This window comes from Nocardiopsis sp. NPDC055824, assembly GCF_053616335.1.
Genome location: NZ_JBSHDN010000054.1, coordinates 1 through 17,116, shown reverse-complemented (window position 1 = coordinate 17,116; position 17,116 = coordinate 1). Strand labels below are relative to the sequence as shown.

Below are 17,116 nucleotides of genomic sequence, written 5' to 3'. Positions count from 1 at the left end.
GGCGGGCGCCGGTCCGGCGGGGCGGGGTGTTCTCCGGGTCAGCGGCTCCGGGGCGGCTCGGCGGTGGCGGTGACCAGGGCGGCCCACATCAGCGGGGTCGCGGAGGGGTCCCCTGCCGTGCGCCAGCGGTCCAGCCGGGTGCGCTGCCAATCGGCCAGCGCACGCACGGGGTCGGGCGCGTCGTGGGCGGCGTCCACCGCCGCCACCAGCGCGGACAGGGGGCGCTCGTCGGGGGGCACCCTCCCGAAGCGGTGCAGGGCGAGGTTGGTGGGCAGCACCCACCGGGCGGAGGTGACCAGGTCCGCGCCGTTGCGGAGCACGGCCGACGCCAGCCCGAAGGACTCGGTGAAGCGGGCGTCCGCGCCGCTCTCGCACGCGATGAGCCCCACCCGGGGAGGCGAGGGCCAGAGCTCGGCCCCGGGGCGGCCGTCGGCGCCGCCCGTGAGCAGGTCCTTGGCGGAGAGCGGCCGGTGGGAGCGGACGACCTCGGCGTGCCCCTCGGTTTCGGGGCCGCAGCACAGGTGCAGGCGGGCGTCCTCGCTCTGGCCGCCCTCCACCGGGGCGGACGTGACGTGGCCGACGTAGAGCAGGCGGCGGGCGCCCGATCGCAGGGCGCGTCCCAGCCACTCCCGGTCCTGGTCGGTGCGGCGCAGGGCCTCCTCCGGGGCGGAGACCGCGGGCAGCATGTCGCCCGCGTCCCGGTGGGCGCGGACCAGGGCCAGCAGGTCGGGGTCGGTGCCCGGTCTTCCCAGGACCGACCCGAGCGGTGAGTCCGCGCGGAAGCCCGGGACCCGGGGGTCGAGGACGAGGACGGCGGGGGCGGTCGCGGTGCGGCCCGTGGGCGCGGCCGGGTCGGGGGGCGGGGCGGCCCCGTGCTCCCCCGGCCCGTGACGGCCGGGCGCCCCGGACGCCGCCGGTGGGGGCGGTGTTCCGGGTGGAGCGGTTGGGGCGGGTTGGACGTCGGTCGGCGCCCCGAGGGCGAGCGGCACCGCCAGCACCACGTCCGCCAGGTCGAGCAGCCGCCGGCCGCCGTCCACGGCCAGGAGTTCCCAGGGCACCTGGCCGGTGCGCGGGGACGGCTGCACCCGCACCAGCGGGCGGACGCCCGTCCCCTCCCCCACCTGGCGGATCTGGTCGGTGAGCTCGGCCGGCCACAGGACCGACGCCAGCCGGGCGGCGAGGTCCCGCTCCCGCGCGGGGTCGGTCATGGCCCCGTCGGCGAGGGCCGCGGCCACGTCCTCTCCGGGTCCGGGGAGCGCGGCGGCGAGTTCGGCCGTCACCGCGTCGGCGTCGTCCCCGGGCGCGTACCCGGTGCCGAAGCCCTGGGCGCCGAGCGTCCACCGCCAGGTCATGTACAGGTCCCCGGCGTCCGCGAGCCGCACCAGCACGGTCGGCACCGGATACGGGAACGAGGGGGACGGCCCGGCGGTGGCAACGACGGTCCGGTCGGAGGTCACCCTGCGCCGGTACCGGCCCTCGGCCGCGACGACGTACTCCTGGAGCGCGGTGCGGTCGGTGCCCTCCCCCATCAGGACGCGGGGCGGCAGCTCGACCCTCACCCCGTCGGCGCCCCGGGCGCCCGGGTCCTGCCCTCCCCCGGCCGCGAGGGAGACGTCCACGGCTCCCCCTCCGGAGGGGGGCAGGTCCGGTCCCTCCGGGTCCGGAGGGGCGAGGGGTCCTCTGGCCCCCGGCCCCGGGAAGGCCCCCTCCGCCGCGGGCGCGGGTGCCAGGGGGGCGCCGGCGCAGCGGAACTCCACCAGCTCGAACAGCAGCCCCTGGTCCCGGCGCAGCAGGGCCAGCTCGAAGACGAGGCGGACGGCGCTCCGCGAGAGCGCCGACCACTGGTCGCGGGCGTGCCCGGTGGCGAAGTCGGCCCGCATGGACTCCAGGGCGAGGGACGCGGGGAGCGCCAGGGCCAGTGCGGAGTCCAGGGCCTCCCGCTCGTGCCCCTCGAAGCGGCCCGCCCGCAGCAGCCCGTCCACGGCCCGGGCGACGAGGAAGTCGGTCTGGGCGCACCGCTCGTAGGCGCCCATCTCCTCGAAGACGGCGCGGGCCCGCTCGCACATGTCCTTCATCGCGAGGTGGTCCCCCGCCTCGAACGCCTGCCGGGCGGTCACGACGAGGCCGTCCGCCGCCGCCAGGCGCACCCCGAGGTCCTCGAAGCGGGACAGGGAGGAGGCGGCCAGCTCGCGGGCGGCGTCGGCCGATCCCCTGGCCTGCGCGATCAGCGAGCGGGCCTGTTCGCACACCGCCAGGGACACGTGGTCGCCCTGGTGTTCGAGGGCGACGGAGGCCGTGCGGTAGAGGCGTTCGGCCGCGTCGAGGTCGCCCCGGCGCACGGCGGCGAACCCCCGGTGGCCGGTGAGGAAGGCCGGTTCGGCTCCGGCGGGGTCGAGCGCGCGGAAGCGCTCGGCCGCGCGGTCCAGGTGGTCCTCGGCCTGCTCGGGCCGGCCGGTGCTCGCCAGGAGCAGGCCCATGGACGTCAGCAGGTAGGGGGCCGGTCCCTCGGGGGCGGTGGCCAGGGCGGCGGTGAGGAGCTCCTCGGCCGCGCCCCAGTCGCCGCGCTCCATGAGCAGGCGCGCCCGGGAGTCGGCGAGTTCGGCCCGGCGGGCGCCGTCGTCGCACGGTTCCCCGGCCCTGAGGTCGGCCTCGTCCAGCAGGGTGTGCGCGGTGCGGTGGTCGCCCGACCTGCGGGCGGCCTCGGCGCGTTCCAGGAGGGCCTTGAGGAGGATGGACAGCCACAGGGGGCGGCCGCGGGGGCCGGTGGCGTGGGGCTCCACGGCGCGCAGGAGGACGAGCGCGCCGTCCAGGGCGGGGACCCCGTCGCCCGGTGCGCCGCGCTCGGAGCGGACCATGCCCACGTCCGTGAGCAGCAGTCCCCGCAGGAACCGCACGTCGGGGCTGTCCGGGAGGCGTTCGGCCGCGTCGAGGAGCTGGAGGAGGACGTCCTCGGCGGCGGCGAGCTCCCTCCCGGCGAGGAGTGCCTCGCTGTGGGCCAGCCCCGAGTCGAAGGGTTCCCCGAAGCCCATGGGTCGGTCCTCGGGGGCGTCCCCGGCGGAGGCGTCGGACGGGTCGAGGGGGTCGGCGGGAGCGGCCCCGGCCGGGGTGCGGGAGGGGTCGTGGGGGTGGGCCATGTCAGAAGTCCTCCTCCGTGTGGGCCGCGACGATCTCGGCGAGGAAGGGCGCGGGGCCGAACCCCTCCCCCGCTCCCGCTCCGTCCGGTCCGGTGGCGCCCCCGGCCGCGGCGAGGCGGCGGCGGGCCAGCGCGCGCAGCCCCTCACGGGTCCGGCGGGCGCGGGCGGGGTCCTGCGGTCCGGGGTCGAACCCCGGCAGGACCACCTGGACGTCCGGGGAGGGGGCGGCCGTGTCCGGCAGGGCGGTGTCCACGAGGGCGGTCCAGGCGTCCCCCGCGCGCTCGCAGCGCACCCGCACGGGGACGGTGGCGCCGACCCGGACCTCCGCGACCGGCCGCACGCCGGGGGCGGGGCGAGCCTCCCCCGCAACCGCCTCCACCAGGACCGCGCGCCGGGAGCCGTGGGCGAAGGCGGTCCAGGTGACGGCGTCCTCGGAGGCGTCCACGAACCCGGGCGGGTACCGGCACCAGTCGTTGGTCCCCGTCCCCCGTCCCATCACCCTGGCGCCGGGGGGCGGCCCCGCGGCGCCGCCGGCGGCGAGGGCGTGGTCCTGTGGGAGGGCGCCCGGCCGACGGGGAACGGCACCGCCCGCGGGGGCCGTCCACCCGGCGGGGCCGGAGCCGCCCCGGCCGCCGGGGTCGTCGGGTCCGGCGAGGCCGTCGACGTCGAGCCCCGCGTCGTCGGCCACCGCCCGCACGGACCGGAGGACGTCGGAGACGGCGCCCGGCCGGGCGTGCCACAGGTCGAGCAGCGGCCGGACGCCCGCGCGGTGTTCGAGGACCAGGTCGGCGGCGGGGTCCGCGTCCGGGTCCCACACCTGCTGGCACCGGTGGGAGAGCGCGGCCAGCTCCAGGCCGAGCAGGTCGGCGTCGAGGGCGGGAACGCCGTCCAGGTGGGAGGCGGGCCACCAGCGGGACGCCCAGTGCCCCGTGGCCAGCCGGTGCAGGTCCCGCGCGAGCGCACCCGGCTCCGCGGCGACCCGCAGGGCGTGCGCCCGGCCGCTCGCGCAGGCCGCCACGGCGCGCGCCGCCCCGGCCCCGTAGACGGCCCACAGCCACGTCTGGGCCTCGGGCGCGGACTCCACCAGAGCGTCGGGGAGGAGGTCGGGACGGGGGCCGCCGAACGGGGCGGCCCCGGACGCGGCGGCCCCCTCCCGCGCATCGGAGAGGGCGGTTCCCGGGGGGACCCCGGTGGCGACCGCGCCCGGCCCGGCGATGTCGGGCCAGGTGAGGAGCGCGCCGGCCGCGTCGAGGACGGACCGGCCGAACTCGGGGACGCTCAGGCGGTCCTCGACGGCCACGCTCACGCCGTCCTCCTCCGCCCTCACCTCGATCCAGGTCATGCCGGGCTCCCGGAGGTGGTGTCGGTCAGCGTCCGCAGGGCCGCGCGCACGCGGGCCCGGTGGTCCATGAGCACGGAGTAGGAGACGCCGTCGAGGAGGGACCACAGCTCGGCGGGGCCGTCGATCCCGGCCGCGTGGGCGTCGCGGCCGTGCAGGCGGGCCCACAGGCGGCGGGTGTAGGCGATCCACGGGGTCCGCAGGGAGCGGCCGAGGTCGGCGAGAAGGTCCTCCCCGGAGGCCGGGGGGCCGGTGGGGGCCGGGGGTTGCGTGGGGGCCGGCCCCGTCCCCGGCGCCCCGCCGTCCGGGGGACCGGCGCCGGGAGCCCCGGCCTCCGTGCCGTGGGCGCTCGGGGCGTCGAAGGGCGACACGGTCATGCGCCGGGCGCGCGCCACGGAGGACTCGCGGCGCCAGCGGCGGTCGATGGCGCGGTGCGCGCGCGTGGGACCCGGGGCGGTGCCGAGCGGGTCGAGCCCCGCGGCGAGGCGTCCTCCGACCAGGAGCGCCACGCGCAGCGACTCGTCGGACAGGCCGAGCGGCGAGCAGCTGCGCGCGGTCTCGGCGGCGACGAGCTCGGGGACCGGCGGCAGGTCGTGGTGTCCGGGCGCCCTCAGGACGGTGAAGACCCTCTCGTAGAGGGTGCGGTCCAGGGGCGCCGGCAGGGTCGCGGTGGACGCCGTGCTCCCCACGCCGGGGCGCGGCGGCGGGGGGTCGGCGCTCAGGCCCAGGTGGGGCGGTACGCCTTCGGGTCCCCAGGCGGAGGCCGGACCGGCGGCCCACAGCGCCGACCCCAGACGCTTGCCGTGGCCGCCCCCGACCAGGGCGGCGAGGGCGCTCTCCGCGGTGTCACCGGGGTCCCGGAGGTCCGTCCCGCACTCCTGCTCCCGGTACCGGGGGACGTCACCGTCGGCGGGGAAGGCGCCGCCGCGCTTCCCGGAGGCGCCCCGGTCGGCCGGTGCGCACCCGTCCAGGACGGTGTCCGCGAGGGAGAGGGCGTCCGCCTCGGGGACGGCGCCGGGGGCGGCGGGTACGGGGCGTGCTCCCCAGGCGCGGGACAGCGCCTGGGCGACCGACCTCTCCGTCGCGGGATCGCGCAGGTGGGCCTTGAGGGCTTCGACGGTGCGCCCGCCGTCGCGCGCGGCCAGCTCCAGGACGACCTGCCTGGCGACCTCCTCCGCGTCGGGGGGCCGCGGGGCCCCGTGCTCGGCGGCGAGCTCGTAGCAGCGCTGGAAGTACAGGTCCTGCGGGTTGCCCCCGACCACGCGCAGGGCCCGGCGGACCCGCTTGAGCAGCGTGAACCAGCCGGCGGCGGCCGCCAGTCGCGGCCCGTCCCCGCGCAGGAGGCCGGCGGCCAGGTCGGCGGCCTCGTCGGTGAGGAGGTCCCCGGCGAGTTCCGGGCGCAGGACGGGGCGCAGGACGAGCGGGAGGACGAGGAGTTTGACGGCGCGGGTGAGCGGGGCGCCGCCGGGGCCGCTGAGCGGTTCCAGTCCGGGGCCGAGCGCTCGCCAGGCCCGGTCGATGACCTGGGACCGGGGCTGGAGCGTCCCGAGGGGAGTCGCTGGCACAGGACGAGGGTACCGGCCCGGCCCCCCCGGTCGACGGCAGGTCCGAACCTGGGATCGGTAGGACGCGGCGGCGGGGTCTGATGGGTCCCGGTGGACATCGAGAGCGTGAGAGGGAGGCATCCATGGGCAGGTCGGTGGTTCGTTCGGTGGTGCTCGTCGAGACGGTCGCGGCGCTCGGCCTGGTCGGCTGGTACGTGTGGGCGGGGGTGACCGCGCCCCCGGACGCGTTCGTCAGCCCGTGGCTGCGCAACATGTGGGCGCCGATCGGGGCGCTGGTGATGCTGGGCACCACGCTGCCGATGCTGGGGGTCGCTTCGGCGCTCGGCGGACTCGGAGGCGGGTTGGGCCGCAAGGAGGCGGCCGACGCCCCCGTCGGGATCGGGACCGTCACCGGGGTGGCCCGTACCGGGTTGAGCGTCAACGACCAGCCCCAGCTGGCGATCAGCATGGACGTCGAGACGCCGGAGGGGCACCGGTTCTCCGCGGTGGCCAAGCACGTCGTCGACATCACCCAGGTGGCCGAACTGGTCCCGGGTACGGTGCTGCCGGTCCGGTACCTGCACGACCGGCCCGGGGTGGTCTCCCTGGACCGCGGGGAGGACCCGGCCCTGGTGCAGGCGGCCTACAACGCGGTGATGGTGCGCGCGGGTCTGACGACGGAACGCAACCTGGACATCGCGGCGCGCGGTGTGCGGGCGCAGGGGGTCGTCTCCTCGGTGCGGCCGACCGGGCGCCTGCTCAACGGCAACCCGGAGATGGAGATCGGGCTGGGGGTGACCCGCCCGGACGGAAGCCTCTTCCACGCGGCCGTCGTGAAGGTCCTTCCCGCGTCCTCGGTCGTGAGCGTGCAGGTGGGACGGGTGCTGACGGTGCACTACCTTCCCGAGCGGGAGGAGGAGCTGGTCCTCCAGACCCCCGCCAACCCGGGGGTCCGGTGACGCGGGCCGGCCGTGCGCGACCGGTTCCGGCCCGGGTGGGGCCGGACACCCGGCCGGGACCGCGCGTGGCGGGGCGCGCCGTCACGGCGGCCGGGGCAGCCCCGCGCACTCTCCGGGAAACGGTGGCCCGGCGCCCCGCTCTGGCCTAACCTGTCCGCGGCACCACACACCCGACGGAACACGGTGAGCATGAACGACGTACGGCTTCGCCCTCTCGGCCGCACCGACCTGCGCGTATCCCCCCTGTGCCTGGGCGGGAACGTCTTCGGCTGGACCGCCGACGAGAGCACTTCCTTCAAGGTCCTCGACACGTTCGTCGCCGGGGGCGGCAACTTCGTCGACACCGCCGACTCCTACTCCGCCTGGGTCGAGGGGAACAGCGGAGGAGAGTCCGAAACGGTCATCGGCCGCTGGCTGGCGGAGCGCGGCCGCCCCGAGGGCCTGGTCCTCGCGACCAAGGTCAGCGGGCACCCGGAGTTCCCGGGCCTGTCCGCCGCCAACGTCCACGCCGCCGTGGACGCCTCCCGGGCCCGGCTCGGCGTGGAGGTGATCGACCTCTACTACGCGCACCACGACGACCCCGGGACCCCGCTCGCGGAGAGCGCGCGGGCGTTCTCCGAGCTGGTGGACGACGGCCGTATCCGGTACATCGGCCTGTCCAACCACAGCCCCGGGCGCATCCGCGAGTGGCTGGACATCTGCGCCGACCAGGGGCTCCACGCCCCGGTGTGCGTGCAGCCCCACTACAACCTGATGGAGCGCGGGGTCGAGGAGGACCTGGTGCCCCTGGCCCTGGAGCGCGGCCTGTCCCTGCTGCCCTACTTCGGCCTGGCCCGCGGGTTCCTCACCGGCAAGTACCGGCGGGGCGGTGCGGAGGTCGACAGCCCGCGCGCGGGCACGGCCCGCGCCTACCTGGACGACCCGCGCGCCGAGCTGGTCCTGGGGGCCCTGGACGCGGTCGCGGCCCGCAACGGCGTCTCCCCGGCCTCGGTCGCGCTGTCGTGGCTGTCGGACCGGCCGGCCGTGGCGTCGGTCCTGGCCAGCGCACGCAACACCGACCAGCTCACCGACCTGATGGCCGTCAACCACCTGCGGCTGGACGAGGAGTCGACCGAGCTGCTGTCCGAGGACTCCGGCCCGGGAGGATCCGGGGTCTCCTGAGGTCGCGGGAGGCCGGGACAGGGCGCCCTGTCCCGGCCTCGGTCCCCGTCCGCCAGGAGTTCGCGGACCGGCCCGGCCACCCGGTCTACCTCGATCAGGAACCCGTCGTGCCCGTACGGCGGGTCGATCACCCGCACAGTCCCGGGCGGACACTCCCCCGGACCTCATCCCCGAAACGACGGCGGGCCGCCCGCGCCACAGCACGAACAGCCCGCCCCCGACAACAGAGGAGAGGAAGTGGATCAACCGACGCCGGAGCCGCCGCCGGAAGCTCAGATTCATGGCACACTTCGCCCGGACCGGCCGGCCCCTTGCCTTCGCCCGACCACGGGGGCCGGGGCGGTGACGGCGGGGACCGACGGAGGTCCGGCGCTTGAGCGCTCGGCGGGCTTCCCCGGTCTAGGCTGACACCATGACCATCCACGAGTTCGACGTCCACCCGGCCATGACCCCCGAGCTGGAAGCGGCCTTCCGTGCCGACCACGGCCTGTCGGAGGACGAGGACCTGGGCCCGCACATGGCCCGGGAGGCTCAGAACCGGTTGCGTGAGGCCGGCCTGTTCGGCGGAGGTGTGGTGTACGCGGAGGACTTCGACTGAGTACTGATACGCCGCCCCCTTCGCGCGCACGGCCCGGACACCGCGCCCCTGAGCACCGGCGCCCCGCCCGTGCGGCGGATCCGGCCCACTTCACGCCGTGGACCGGCGGCCTCTCGGGCTCCGGCAGGTGACCGGCGAGCTCCGTGCGCGGGGCATGCGCCCCCGCGTCGTCCTCGTGCCGAACCACGGCACGGCACCGCGTTCGGCGGCCGACCCGGTCGGCCGCCGGGTGCGGGTCACTGGTCGATGGTCGCCCGGTAGACCGCGGCGTCCAGCAGTTCGTCGACCGCTCCGGGGTCGGAGGGCCTGAGCCTGTAGATCCATCCGTCCCCGTAGGGGTCCTCGTTGACCAGACCGGGCTCCTCGACGAGCGCCTCGTTCACCGCGACGACCTCGCCCGCCACGGAGGCGTAGAGGTCGTTGTAGGCCTTGACCGACTCCACTCCCCCGGCCGTGCCGCCGACCTGTACCTCGTCCCCGATCTCGGGGAGCTCCACGAGGACGATCTCGCTGAGCAGCTCCTGCCCGTGGGCGGTCAGGCCGGTCGTCACGGTGTCTCCGTCCGCGCGCACCCAGAGGTGGTCGTCGGTGTAGCGCAGGTTCTCGGGCAGCTGGGACACAGGGGTTCTCCTCGTCGGTGCGGCTGGCATGCCACTCCATGCTTGCGCACCGTGGGAGATCGCGTGGTCGCTTCGGGTGATCGTCTCACTCCGCCGGGCGATTCCCGGAGAGGAACTGCTCGACGGCGGTCTCCACGAGTGCGTCGAGCATGTCCGGTCCGACGAAGTTGCCGTTGATGATCGAGGCGATGCCCTGGAGGGTCGCGAACAGGACGAGCCCGATCCGCTCGGGGTCGCCCGCCCGGAGCGCCCCCTCGTCCTGCCCCTGTTCGATCAGGTCGGCCATCAGGCCGAACGGCGCCTCGGCCGCCTCGATGACCCGCGTCGCCCCCGGCCGGTGCTTGCTGGAGTACATCAGTTCCAGGAGCGCGGCGTTCTCGGTCGCGAAGCGGGTGTAGGCCGTCGTCGCGCCCCGCACGCGCGCCGGGAAGTCCTCCCCCGCGCCCGCCAGAGCGGTGCGCAGCGCCGTGTCCAGCTGGGCGAACCCGGATTCGGCGAGCGCGTCCAGCAGCGCCTGCCGGTCGGAGAAGTGCCTGCGCGGCGCGGCGTGGCTGACGCCCACCTCCCGGGCGAGGTCGCGCAGCGACAGCTGGTCCGCGCCGCGCTCCCGGAGGCAGCGATCGGCCGCGTCGAGCAGGACGGCCCGGAGGTTTCCGTGGTGGTAGGGCCGCTCTTCGTTGGGGTCTGACATGGGACCCGAGTCTAGCAGGCCATGTTTTCGTTGACTACTTTGTTTTCACTGACTACTTTGTAGCCCATGGCAACATTCTCTGCTTCGGACATCCCTTCCATGGCGGGGCGCACGGTCGTGGTCACCGGCGCGAACAGCGGCATCGGCCGGGCGGCCGCCCGCCTCCTCGCGGCCAGGGGCGCACGCGTGGTGCTCGCCGTGCGCACCGCCACCAAGGGGCGCGACGCCGCCGACGCGATGACGGGCGACGTCGAGGTCCGGCGGCTCGACCTCGCCGACCTCGCCTCGGTCCGCTCCTTCGCCGAGGACCTCACCGAGCCCGTCGACGTGCTGGTCAACAACGCGGGGGTGATGTTCCCTCCGCTCACACGCACCGCCGACGGCTTCGAGCTGCAGTTCGGGACCAACCACCTCGGACACTTCGCGCTCACGAACCTGCTGCTGCCGCGCCTGCGGGGCCGGGTCGTCACGGTCTCGTCCAACGGCCACAAGGCGGGCGCGATCGACTTCGAGGACCTCAACTGGGAGCGCAAGCCGTACCGGGCGACGGCCGCGTACGCGCAGTCCAAACTGGCCAACCTCCTGTTCACCTCGGAACTCCAGAGGCTGCTCACCCGGGCCGGCTCCCCGGTGACCGCCACCGCCGCGCACCCCGGCCTGGCGGCCACGAACCTGTTGAAGACCGACCCGCGGCGGCGTGTGCGCCACCTCGTGGAGCAGGCCGTGGTCCGCTTCCTGGCGCAGAGCGACGAGGACGGGGCCCTGCCGACGCTGTACGCGGCCGTGGCGGAGGTCCCGGGCGACAGCTACGCGGGGCCGGGCGGGTTCCTGGAGGGGCGCGGGGCACCGGAGCTGGTCGGCCGCTCGGCGAGGGCGCGGGACGCCGAGGTCGCGCGACGCCTGTGGGAGGCCTCCGAAACCCTGACGGGGGTGGCCTTCCCCCGACTCCTGCTGCCCGGCGCCTGAACCGGGGCGGGTGCGCCGGAGGCGTCCCCGGCCGGCGCGCGGCCACCGGCGTACCGGTCGCGGCACCGCGCGCGGCCCACCTGTACGCAGTGGGCCGCGCGCCCAGGAGACGGGCCGGTCAGGGGTTGGCGTACATCTGCACGACGACGCGGTCGAAGCGGCGCGCCTCGAGGTCCTGGCGGGGGATGGTCCAGTACAGGATCCCCATCGGGACCCCGACCCACTGCGCGAGCAGGACCCAGTCCCCGGGGCCCGGCCATTGCCCGTCCTCCTCCGAGTACGCCGAGGCGGGCGCCGGGTCCCCGTAGCCGTCGAAGTCCGCGGCGTAGCCACCGATCTGCCACTCGCCTCCCTCGTCGGACTGCTCGGACCAGACCTCCTGCAGCGTCTCCGCGTGGGGGTGCAGGGCGAGGGCCTCGTCCCCGACAGGGCAGGAGGGCAGTCCCACGCCGGGGGTCAGCCGCAGGTCGCCGGTGCGCCGCAGCTCGTCGTCCAGGGCCTCGGGGGAGTCGTACTCGTAGGGCTCGTAGTCGAGCGAGACCTCCCGTTCCTCGACCGGGGTTCCCGCCGGGACGTACACGGCGCCGCCCGGCAGGAGCTCTTCGTCCAGCTCGACGTTCGCGAACAGGAGTACGTGGCCGTCGGGCGGGAGCGGGAGGTCGGTGGCGCCCGGCGGGATCGCCGCCAGGTCGAGCGTCGCGATGAGCTGGTACTCGTAGGAGTTGTCGGGGCCCCACACCGTGGCCGGGGTAGGCACGTCCGGCGGGAGCATCAGCGGACCGCCGAGCCGGCCGACGGCCGGGCCGGAGCCGTCGCGCGCAGTCCGCAGCTTCGGGCGGGCCAGCCCGAGCCACCGGTCCACGTCGTCCGCCGGAACCCCCTTGTCCAGCGCCTGCTCCCGGAACCGGTCCAGCCACCACAGCGTCGACGCGGGCAGGGCCCTCACCGCCGGGGACAGCACCCCCGCGCCGAACTCCCAGCCGGGCTCCGGCGCCACCGCTCCCGGCTCGCCCAGCCCCGCGAGCCACTCCGCGGCGGACGAGCGGGTCCCCGCGTCGGCGTCCGACAGCGCGGCCGTCGCCGCCGCCCGGGCGACCGGGTGGTCGCCGAGCACCCGCCGGGCCGGCAGGCGGTGGCGGTTCGCACCGAGCGCGAGCGAGGTCAGGCGCGGGACCAGGGCTTCGGGTGCGGCGGGGAACCGTTCGAGGATCGTCAGGATCATCGTCGTCGTGTCGACGGCGGACTGGTCCGGGTGCCGCTTTCCGTCGCCGCCGTCGAGGTACTCGTCCGCGAGGTCGAGGCGCTCGGCGAAGAGGGGCCACCAGCGCTCGGCGTCCTCAGGTGTCAGGAAGGCGCCGATCTTTCGGCGGGCGTGGGTCGTGCGGGTGACCAGGAGCGCGGCGGCCCGCCGGTCCGCGTCGGGCATCCCGGCGGCACGGTACGCGTCCCGCAGGGCGCGGACGTCGGGCATCAGCGAAAGCCGCCCCTCGACACCGTGCCAGGAACGGTCGTCTCCGCCGGGACCGTCGGCCCCCAGGGCCCGCAGTTCCTCCGCGAGGTCCGCGTCCTGGGGCGCGGCGACGGGCGGCACGGGGACGACGGCCTCCGCCGCTCTCAGCACCCGTACGCGGTACACGACCCGGCGCAGCAGCTGCTCGCGTTCCGGGTCCTCCGGCCCGTCGCCGCCTTCGGCCAGGGCCTCCTCGATCGCCACGACACCGCCGTCGAGGTCGGCCAGGCGGGCCAGGGGGTCCGACAGGCGGTCCGGCGACGCGGTCCGCAGGTGCTGTCGCAGCAGGGCCACCTGCCGTGGCCCGTCGAGCCGGGACAGGGTGTCCAGCGCCTCCGTGCGGACGCCCGCGTCGGCGTCGGCCGCCAGCTCGGCGGCGAGTGCCGCGTGCGCTTCCGGTCTGCGCGCGCACAGGCGCAGCACAGACCTCCGGTTGTGGTCCGCGAGCCCGGTGGCGACGTCCGCGAGCTCGTCGGCGTACCGGGCGAGGAACGCGATGCCCGCGTCGCTCTCCAGAAGCTGGTGCCGACGGTGCGCCCAATGGCGTGAGTCCGCGTACAGCAGCGCCGACAGGGTGGCGTGCACGGGGGTCCGGCCGGGGGCGTCGCCGGCCCGGGCGACCTCGGTGAGGAAGCGGGGGTCCCACCGCCGCTGGACGTCCTCGGCGTCGGCCCCGGCGGCGCCGTACGCACGGGTCACGTCGTCGGCCAGCACGAGGAGCCACGACGGCTCCCCGGAGGCCGGGGTCCTGTCGCCGGCGGCGTGCAGCACCTGCCCGAACCGGGCGAGGACGTCGGCCTGCGCGGTCCGGTAGACCGTGAGCCGTGCGGCCTCGGCGTCCTGCGGCGACCAGCCGGGATGCAGGTCGGTGACGGCCCTCACCCGCGCGGCCGACCAGGTGACGTCCGGCTTGGCGATCATGTCGGCGCCGGTCGGCCGCTCACGCAGCGCCGCCAGGACCTCCGGACCGGTACCGCGCAGTACGTGCTCGGCCACCGGCTCGAAGACCTCCGACACCCGCAACGGCGCGAGGCAGTCCCGCACCGCTGCCGTCACCCGGGGCGAGCTGTCCGCACCGGCACCCGAATCGGCCATTTCTGCTTCGGATATGTGCATGTCGGCAGTTTAGGAACAGGGCGTGACATTAGCGTTCGTCACCGCGAACCGTCCGAGGTCGGCCGGATGCCGTTTCCCGCGCCACCTGCACGAACACCGGGACGACCGCTTCCGCGCCTTCGCCCGCATCGCCCGCACACTGATCTGCTACCGCCGATTCGACAAGGGGGATGAACTCTAAACTGGCCGGATAATCCCCACGACGGAACGGACCCCTCCATGACCGGCTACGTCCAGGTGTCCACGGCGACCGAGACCCGCGAGCAGGCGGTGGACCTGGCGAAATCCCTCGTAACGGCCAAGCTCGCGGCCGGCGCGCAGATCGTCGGGCCCGTCACGTCGGTGTTCTGGCACCTGGGCGAGTTCGGCGCCGGGCAGGAGTGGCAGCTCCTGCTGAAGGCGCGCGCGGACCGGTACCCGCAGATCGAGGCGCACCTGGTCGAGCACCACCCGTGGACGAACCCCGAGGTCGTCGCGACCGCGATCGTGGCGGGCTCCCCGGACTACCTGCGCTGGATCGGAACCACGACGGAGCCCGACCCCGCCTAGCAGGTACGGGCCGACTCCAGCGCCTCGGCGACCTCGGGCGCCGGCCGGTCGGGGCCGTCGGCTCCGGAACCCTAGCTGACGTACTCGGCGCGCACCGCGTAGATGGCGGCCTCGGTGCGGGAGTGCACCTGCAGCTTCTCCAGGATGTTGCGCACGTGGTTCTTCACCGTGTTCTCGGTGATGAACAGCCGTTCCCCGATCTCACGGTTGTTGAGCGACCGGGCGAGCAGCTTGAGGACCTCGGTCTCGCGCGGGGTCAGGTCGGGGATGGCGGGGGCGGACGGCGGGGTGGCCTCCTGCTTGGCCAGCTCCGCGAACTCCCCGATGAGCTTGTTGGCCATCCGCGGGTTGATGAACGACTGGCCGTCCGCGATGGCGCGCACGGCGCGCGCGATGTCGGTGACCGCGATCTCCTTGAGGAGGTACCCGGTGGCGCCGGCCTTGAGGGCGTCGAACAGGTCCGAGTTCTCGTCGCTCATGGTGAGCATGATGAACTTGGTCCTCGGGGCGGCCTGCCGGATCTGTGAGCAGGCGTCGATGCCGTTGGAACCGGGCATCCACACGTCCATCAGGACGACGTCGGGGCGTACCCCCGCGGCGAGCCGGACGGCCTCCGACCCCCGTCCGGCCTCACCGACGACGTTGATGTCCTCCTCCTCGTCCAGGACCGAGACAAGACCGCGGCGGAACAGCGCGTGGTCGTCCACGACCATGACGCGGATGGGCGCGGAAGGGGTGGAGGGTTCGTCGATCGGGAGAGGTATTTCGGCGGGAGTGGGGGGGTGGGGGCTCACAGGCGGGCCTTTCTTCTGTCAGACAGCCGCCGGAAGTTACCTTCCGGGCATTCGGACATTTCCCCCGAAAGGGGCAAGGGTTTTCATCAGTCCTCGCAGAAAGGGCTTTCGAGGATCGAAGCCCCGGGGCGGTGCGGGTGATTGCCGTACGTGCAGGTCCAGCCGGTGACCAGAGGCGCGAAAGGAGATCGGGAGAAATGGAGACCCATCGATTCCTCCTGGTGGGCGGTGTGTCTCATCTTCTCACGAGTGGCGCGGGTGTGGGCGACATCGGAGGTTGTCCGCGTTCCCCCGGGGAAGGCGGATCCGCCATTGGCCGTGGTCATCGGCCGGAGTGGTTGTTCCGAGCACGTCGAAGGACGCTCGGCCGTGGCGGTGCACCCTCCCGTGGGTTAACCGATCTCCTAAACATGGGAACCGCCCCCTGCCCAGGCAGACGGCAGGGTGCGGTTCTTCGCGTGTGTGAGGGTGGTACTACCAGCTGCGCATCGCGTTCAGCAGCGCGGTCCATTCGGGAGCGGGGACGTCGAGTTGTCCCAACTCTCGGTTCTGGGTGTCACGCACGCCCGTGACCACACCCTCGCAAACCTCGACGCAGTGCCCGGTGTTACCGCTGTAGCTGGACTTGTGCCACTCGTGGGTCACGTGCCTTCTCCTCCTAGCGATGCGATGAATCGCAAGCTCTCGACCGGCGACAGTGAGACGCCGCGCAGGTCTCCGAACTGCTCAACGCAGTTTGCCACGACCCCCGGGTCCGTGATCACCTGCCCCGAGCCTGGAGTCTCGGCGTACACAAGAGACTCCGCATGCGCCATGTTCAGTATGACCAGTGGGCCGTTCATGGCGCTATGGGCACCCCTCGCGAAGGGGAGGACTTGGATCTGCACCCGGGGCTTGCAGGCAACCGCGAGCAAGGCCCTTAACTGTTCCTCCATGACCTGCTCTCCACCCACTGGACGGCGAAGGGCCGCTTCATCGATGACGAACAGAGTCAGGGGTGGCGCGTTCTGGTTGAGGATCTTCTGTCGCTCAAAACGTGCCGTAATCACCTGATCCTTCTCATGTTGCAGCAGGGGTGGGAATGCGGCGTCAACCAAGGCACAGGCGTAGCCTTTCGTCTGGAGCAGACCAGGCACAGCCTGAGGATGAAACTCGTAGATGACCTGCGCCTTTGCTTCGAGTTCCACAAATTCCTGCAGCCACCACGGTTGAGTCTGGCGCGCCCCGGGCCACAGGTTTCGTAGGCTCCCGTGGCACTCCAGAGCCACATCAGTCAGTTCAGCGAACTGCTTCGACGGCTTGCGGACTCCACGCTCCACCGCTCCGACCTGCTGTTTCGAAACCCCAATCCGGTCACCTAGTTCCTTCTGCGACATGTCAGACAATTCCCTCAGACGCTTGAGTTCATTGCCGAATTGCTTGATTGCAGCATGTTCAGCGGAGCTTCTCTTGACGGTCATGACTACATGAAACCACTAGTAGCTACAGTCGAGAAGGCTGAGAAGAACTTCGGATTCAATATCCGACCACATCTAGAAGGGCTATCCCCAGTTCAGGCATGGTGGGAATCGGATAGGACACCGGCCACACAAGAACGTGGCTGGAGTACATGACCACACGAAGGCATCAAAAAGCTCCGGCGACCGAAGTGAGAGAGCGGTCGCCGGAGCTGATGTCCCACCCCGAAAGCCCCGAGGTGCAACAAATGCAGCCTACCGCCCCTCCCCCCGCACTTCCACGCCGCCTGTGCGGAACCCCCACAACATCGGGCATCCTCATCGGCCCCCACCCCAGCCACGTCAAGGCCGCCCGCCAGTGGGCCGCCCACGCCACCCGCTCCCGCCCCGGCCTGACCGACCCCCTCACCCTCACGGTGTCCGAGCTGACCGCCAACGCCCTGCGCCACACCGCCTCCGGCCTGCCCGGCGGCACCGTGCGCATCGAGATCCACCGCACCCGCCGCCACCTCGAACTCCACGTCACCGACAACGGCCCCACCCCCGGAACCGCACCCACACTCCCCGCCGTCCCCGACCCCGGACCCCTGCGCGTCGGCGGCAACGGCCTACGGCTGGTCGAGGCCGTGTGCGCCTACTGGGACTGGACCCAGGCCCCCTGCGGAGCGATCACCGTCC

The 17,116-nt window shown here is 74.1% G+C and carries 15 protein-coding genes; 6 read left to right on the top strand and 9 right to left on the bottom strand.

Going from position 1 to position 17,116, the window contains the following annotated elements; all coding sequences use genetic code 11:
- Positions 1-38: 38 nt before the first annotated feature.
- Genes ACWGL3_RS13765 through ACWGL3_RS13755 form a run of 3 tightly spaced genes read right to left on the bottom strand, consistent with a single transcriptional unit; the run spans position 39 to position 6,038 of the window.
- On the bottom strand, positions 39-3,134 hold the full coding sequence (locus ACWGL3_RS13765; protein ID WP_452461333.1) for a tetratricopeptide repeat protein: 3,096 nt from the start codon (positions 3,132-3,134) through the stop codon (positions 39-41).
- Between the two features lies 1 nt (position 3,135).
- Positions 3,136-4,476 carry a hypothetical protein gene (locus ACWGL3_RS13760; protein WP_452461332.1) on the bottom strand — a complete coding sequence of 447 codons (1,341 nt, stop codon included), beginning with the start codon at positions 4,474-4,476 and terminating at the stop codon, positions 3,136-3,138.
- Positions 4,473-6,038, bottom strand: a complete 1,566-nt coding sequence (locus ACWGL3_RS13755; protein WP_452461331.1) for a hypothetical protein — start codon at positions 6,036-6,038, stop codon at positions 4,473-4,475. The genes ACWGL3_RS13760 and ACWGL3_RS13755 overlap by 4 nt, the downstream gene beginning before the upstream one ends.
- A 122-nt stretch (positions 6,039-6,160) precedes the next feature.
- Between ACWGL3_RS13755 and ACWGL3_RS13750 the strand changes: the two genes are divergently transcribed.
- The 3 genes from ACWGL3_RS13750 (at position 6,161) to ACWGL3_RS13740 (ending at position 8,735) form a co-directional block, all read left to right on the top strand.
- A complete protein-coding gene (locus ACWGL3_RS13750; RefSeq protein WP_267945455.1) occupies positions 6,161-6,976 on the top strand; it encodes a hypothetical protein in 816 nt (271 codons plus the stop codon).
- A 189-nt stretch (positions 6,977-7,165) separates the two neighbouring features.
- Positions 7,166-8,137 carry an aldo/keto reductase gene (locus tag ACWGL3_RS13745; protein WP_352984888.1) on the top strand — a complete coding sequence of 324 codons (972 nt, stop codon included), beginning with the start codon at positions 7,166-7,168 and terminating at the stop codon, positions 8,135-8,137.
- Between the two features lie 412 nt (positions 8,138-8,549).
- On the top strand, positions 8,550-8,735 hold the full coding sequence (locus ACWGL3_RS13740; protein ID WP_267945457.1) for a hypothetical protein: 186 nt from the start codon (positions 8,550-8,552) through the stop codon (positions 8,733-8,735).
- A 236-nt stretch (positions 8,736-8,971) separates the two neighbouring features.
- Here ACWGL3_RS13740 and gcvH read toward each other — a convergent pair whose 3' ends face one another.
- On the bottom strand, positions 8,972-9,355 hold the full coding sequence (gcvH, locus tag ACWGL3_RS13735; RefSeq protein WP_452461330.1) for a glycine cleavage system protein GcvH: 384 nt from the start codon (positions 9,353-9,355) through the stop codon (positions 8,972-8,974).
- Between the two features lie 85 nt (positions 9,356-9,440).
- On the bottom strand, positions 9,441-10,046 hold the full coding sequence (locus ACWGL3_RS13730; protein WP_452461329.1) for a TetR/AcrR family transcriptional regulator: 606 nt from the start codon (positions 10,044-10,046) through the stop codon (positions 9,441-9,443).
- Between the two features lie 66 nt (positions 10,047-10,112).
- Here ACWGL3_RS13730 and ACWGL3_RS13725 point away from each other — a divergent pair, with 66 nt between their 5' ends.
- A complete protein-coding gene (locus ACWGL3_RS13725; RefSeq protein WP_267945460.1) occupies positions 10,113-11,012 on the top strand; it encodes an oxidoreductase in 900 nt (299 codons plus the stop codon).
- 118 nt (positions 11,013-11,130) lie between these two features.
- Here the strand turns inward: ACWGL3_RS13725 and ACWGL3_RS13720 are convergent, their stop codons facing one another.
- On the bottom strand, positions 11,131-13,638 hold the full coding sequence (locus tag ACWGL3_RS13720; RefSeq protein WP_452461328.1) for a DUF1963 domain-containing protein: 2,508 nt from the start codon (positions 13,636-13,638) through the stop codon (positions 11,131-11,133).
- A gap of 219 nt (positions 13,639-13,857) precedes the next feature.
- Between ACWGL3_RS13720 and cutA the strand changes: the two genes are divergently transcribed.
- Positions 13,858-14,187 carry a divalent-cation tolerance protein CutA gene (gene cutA, locus ACWGL3_RS13715; protein WP_267945462.1) on the top strand — a complete coding sequence of 110 codons (330 nt, stop codon included), beginning with the start codon at positions 13,858-13,860 and terminating at the stop codon, positions 14,185-14,187.
- Positions 14,188-14,258: 71 nt separating this feature from the next.
- Here the strand turns inward: cutA and ACWGL3_RS13710 are convergent, their stop codons facing one another.
- The 3 genes from ACWGL3_RS13710 to ACWGL3_RS13700 all read right to left on the bottom strand — a co-directional run bounded on the left by ACWGL3_RS13710 (position 14,259) and on the right by ACWGL3_RS13700 (position 16,441).
- Positions 14,259-14,981 (bottom strand): response regulator, encoded by a 723-nt coding sequence (locus ACWGL3_RS13710; RefSeq protein ID WP_267945463.1) that lies wholly within the window; start codon positions 14,979-14,981, stop codon positions 14,259-14,261.
- A gap of 474 nt (positions 14,982-15,455) precedes the next feature.
- Complete coding sequence (locus ACWGL3_RS13705; protein ID WP_267945464.1) at positions 15,456-15,626, bottom strand: DUF397 domain-containing protein; 171 nt, start codon at positions 15,624-15,626, stop codon at positions 15,456-15,458.
- Complete coding sequence (locus ACWGL3_RS13700) at positions 15,623-16,441, bottom strand: helix-turn-helix domain-containing protein (RefSeq protein WP_267945465.1); 819 nt, start codon at positions 16,439-16,441, stop codon at positions 15,623-15,625. The genes ACWGL3_RS13705 and ACWGL3_RS13700 overlap by 4 nt, the downstream gene beginning before the upstream one ends.
- Positions 16,442-16,686: 245 nt before the next feature.
- Between ACWGL3_RS13700 and ACWGL3_RS13695 the strand changes: the two genes are divergently transcribed.
- A partial coding sequence (locus ACWGL3_RS13695; RefSeq protein WP_452461327.1) for an ATP-binding protein occupies positions 16,687-17,116 on the top strand: 430 nt, incomplete at its 3' end.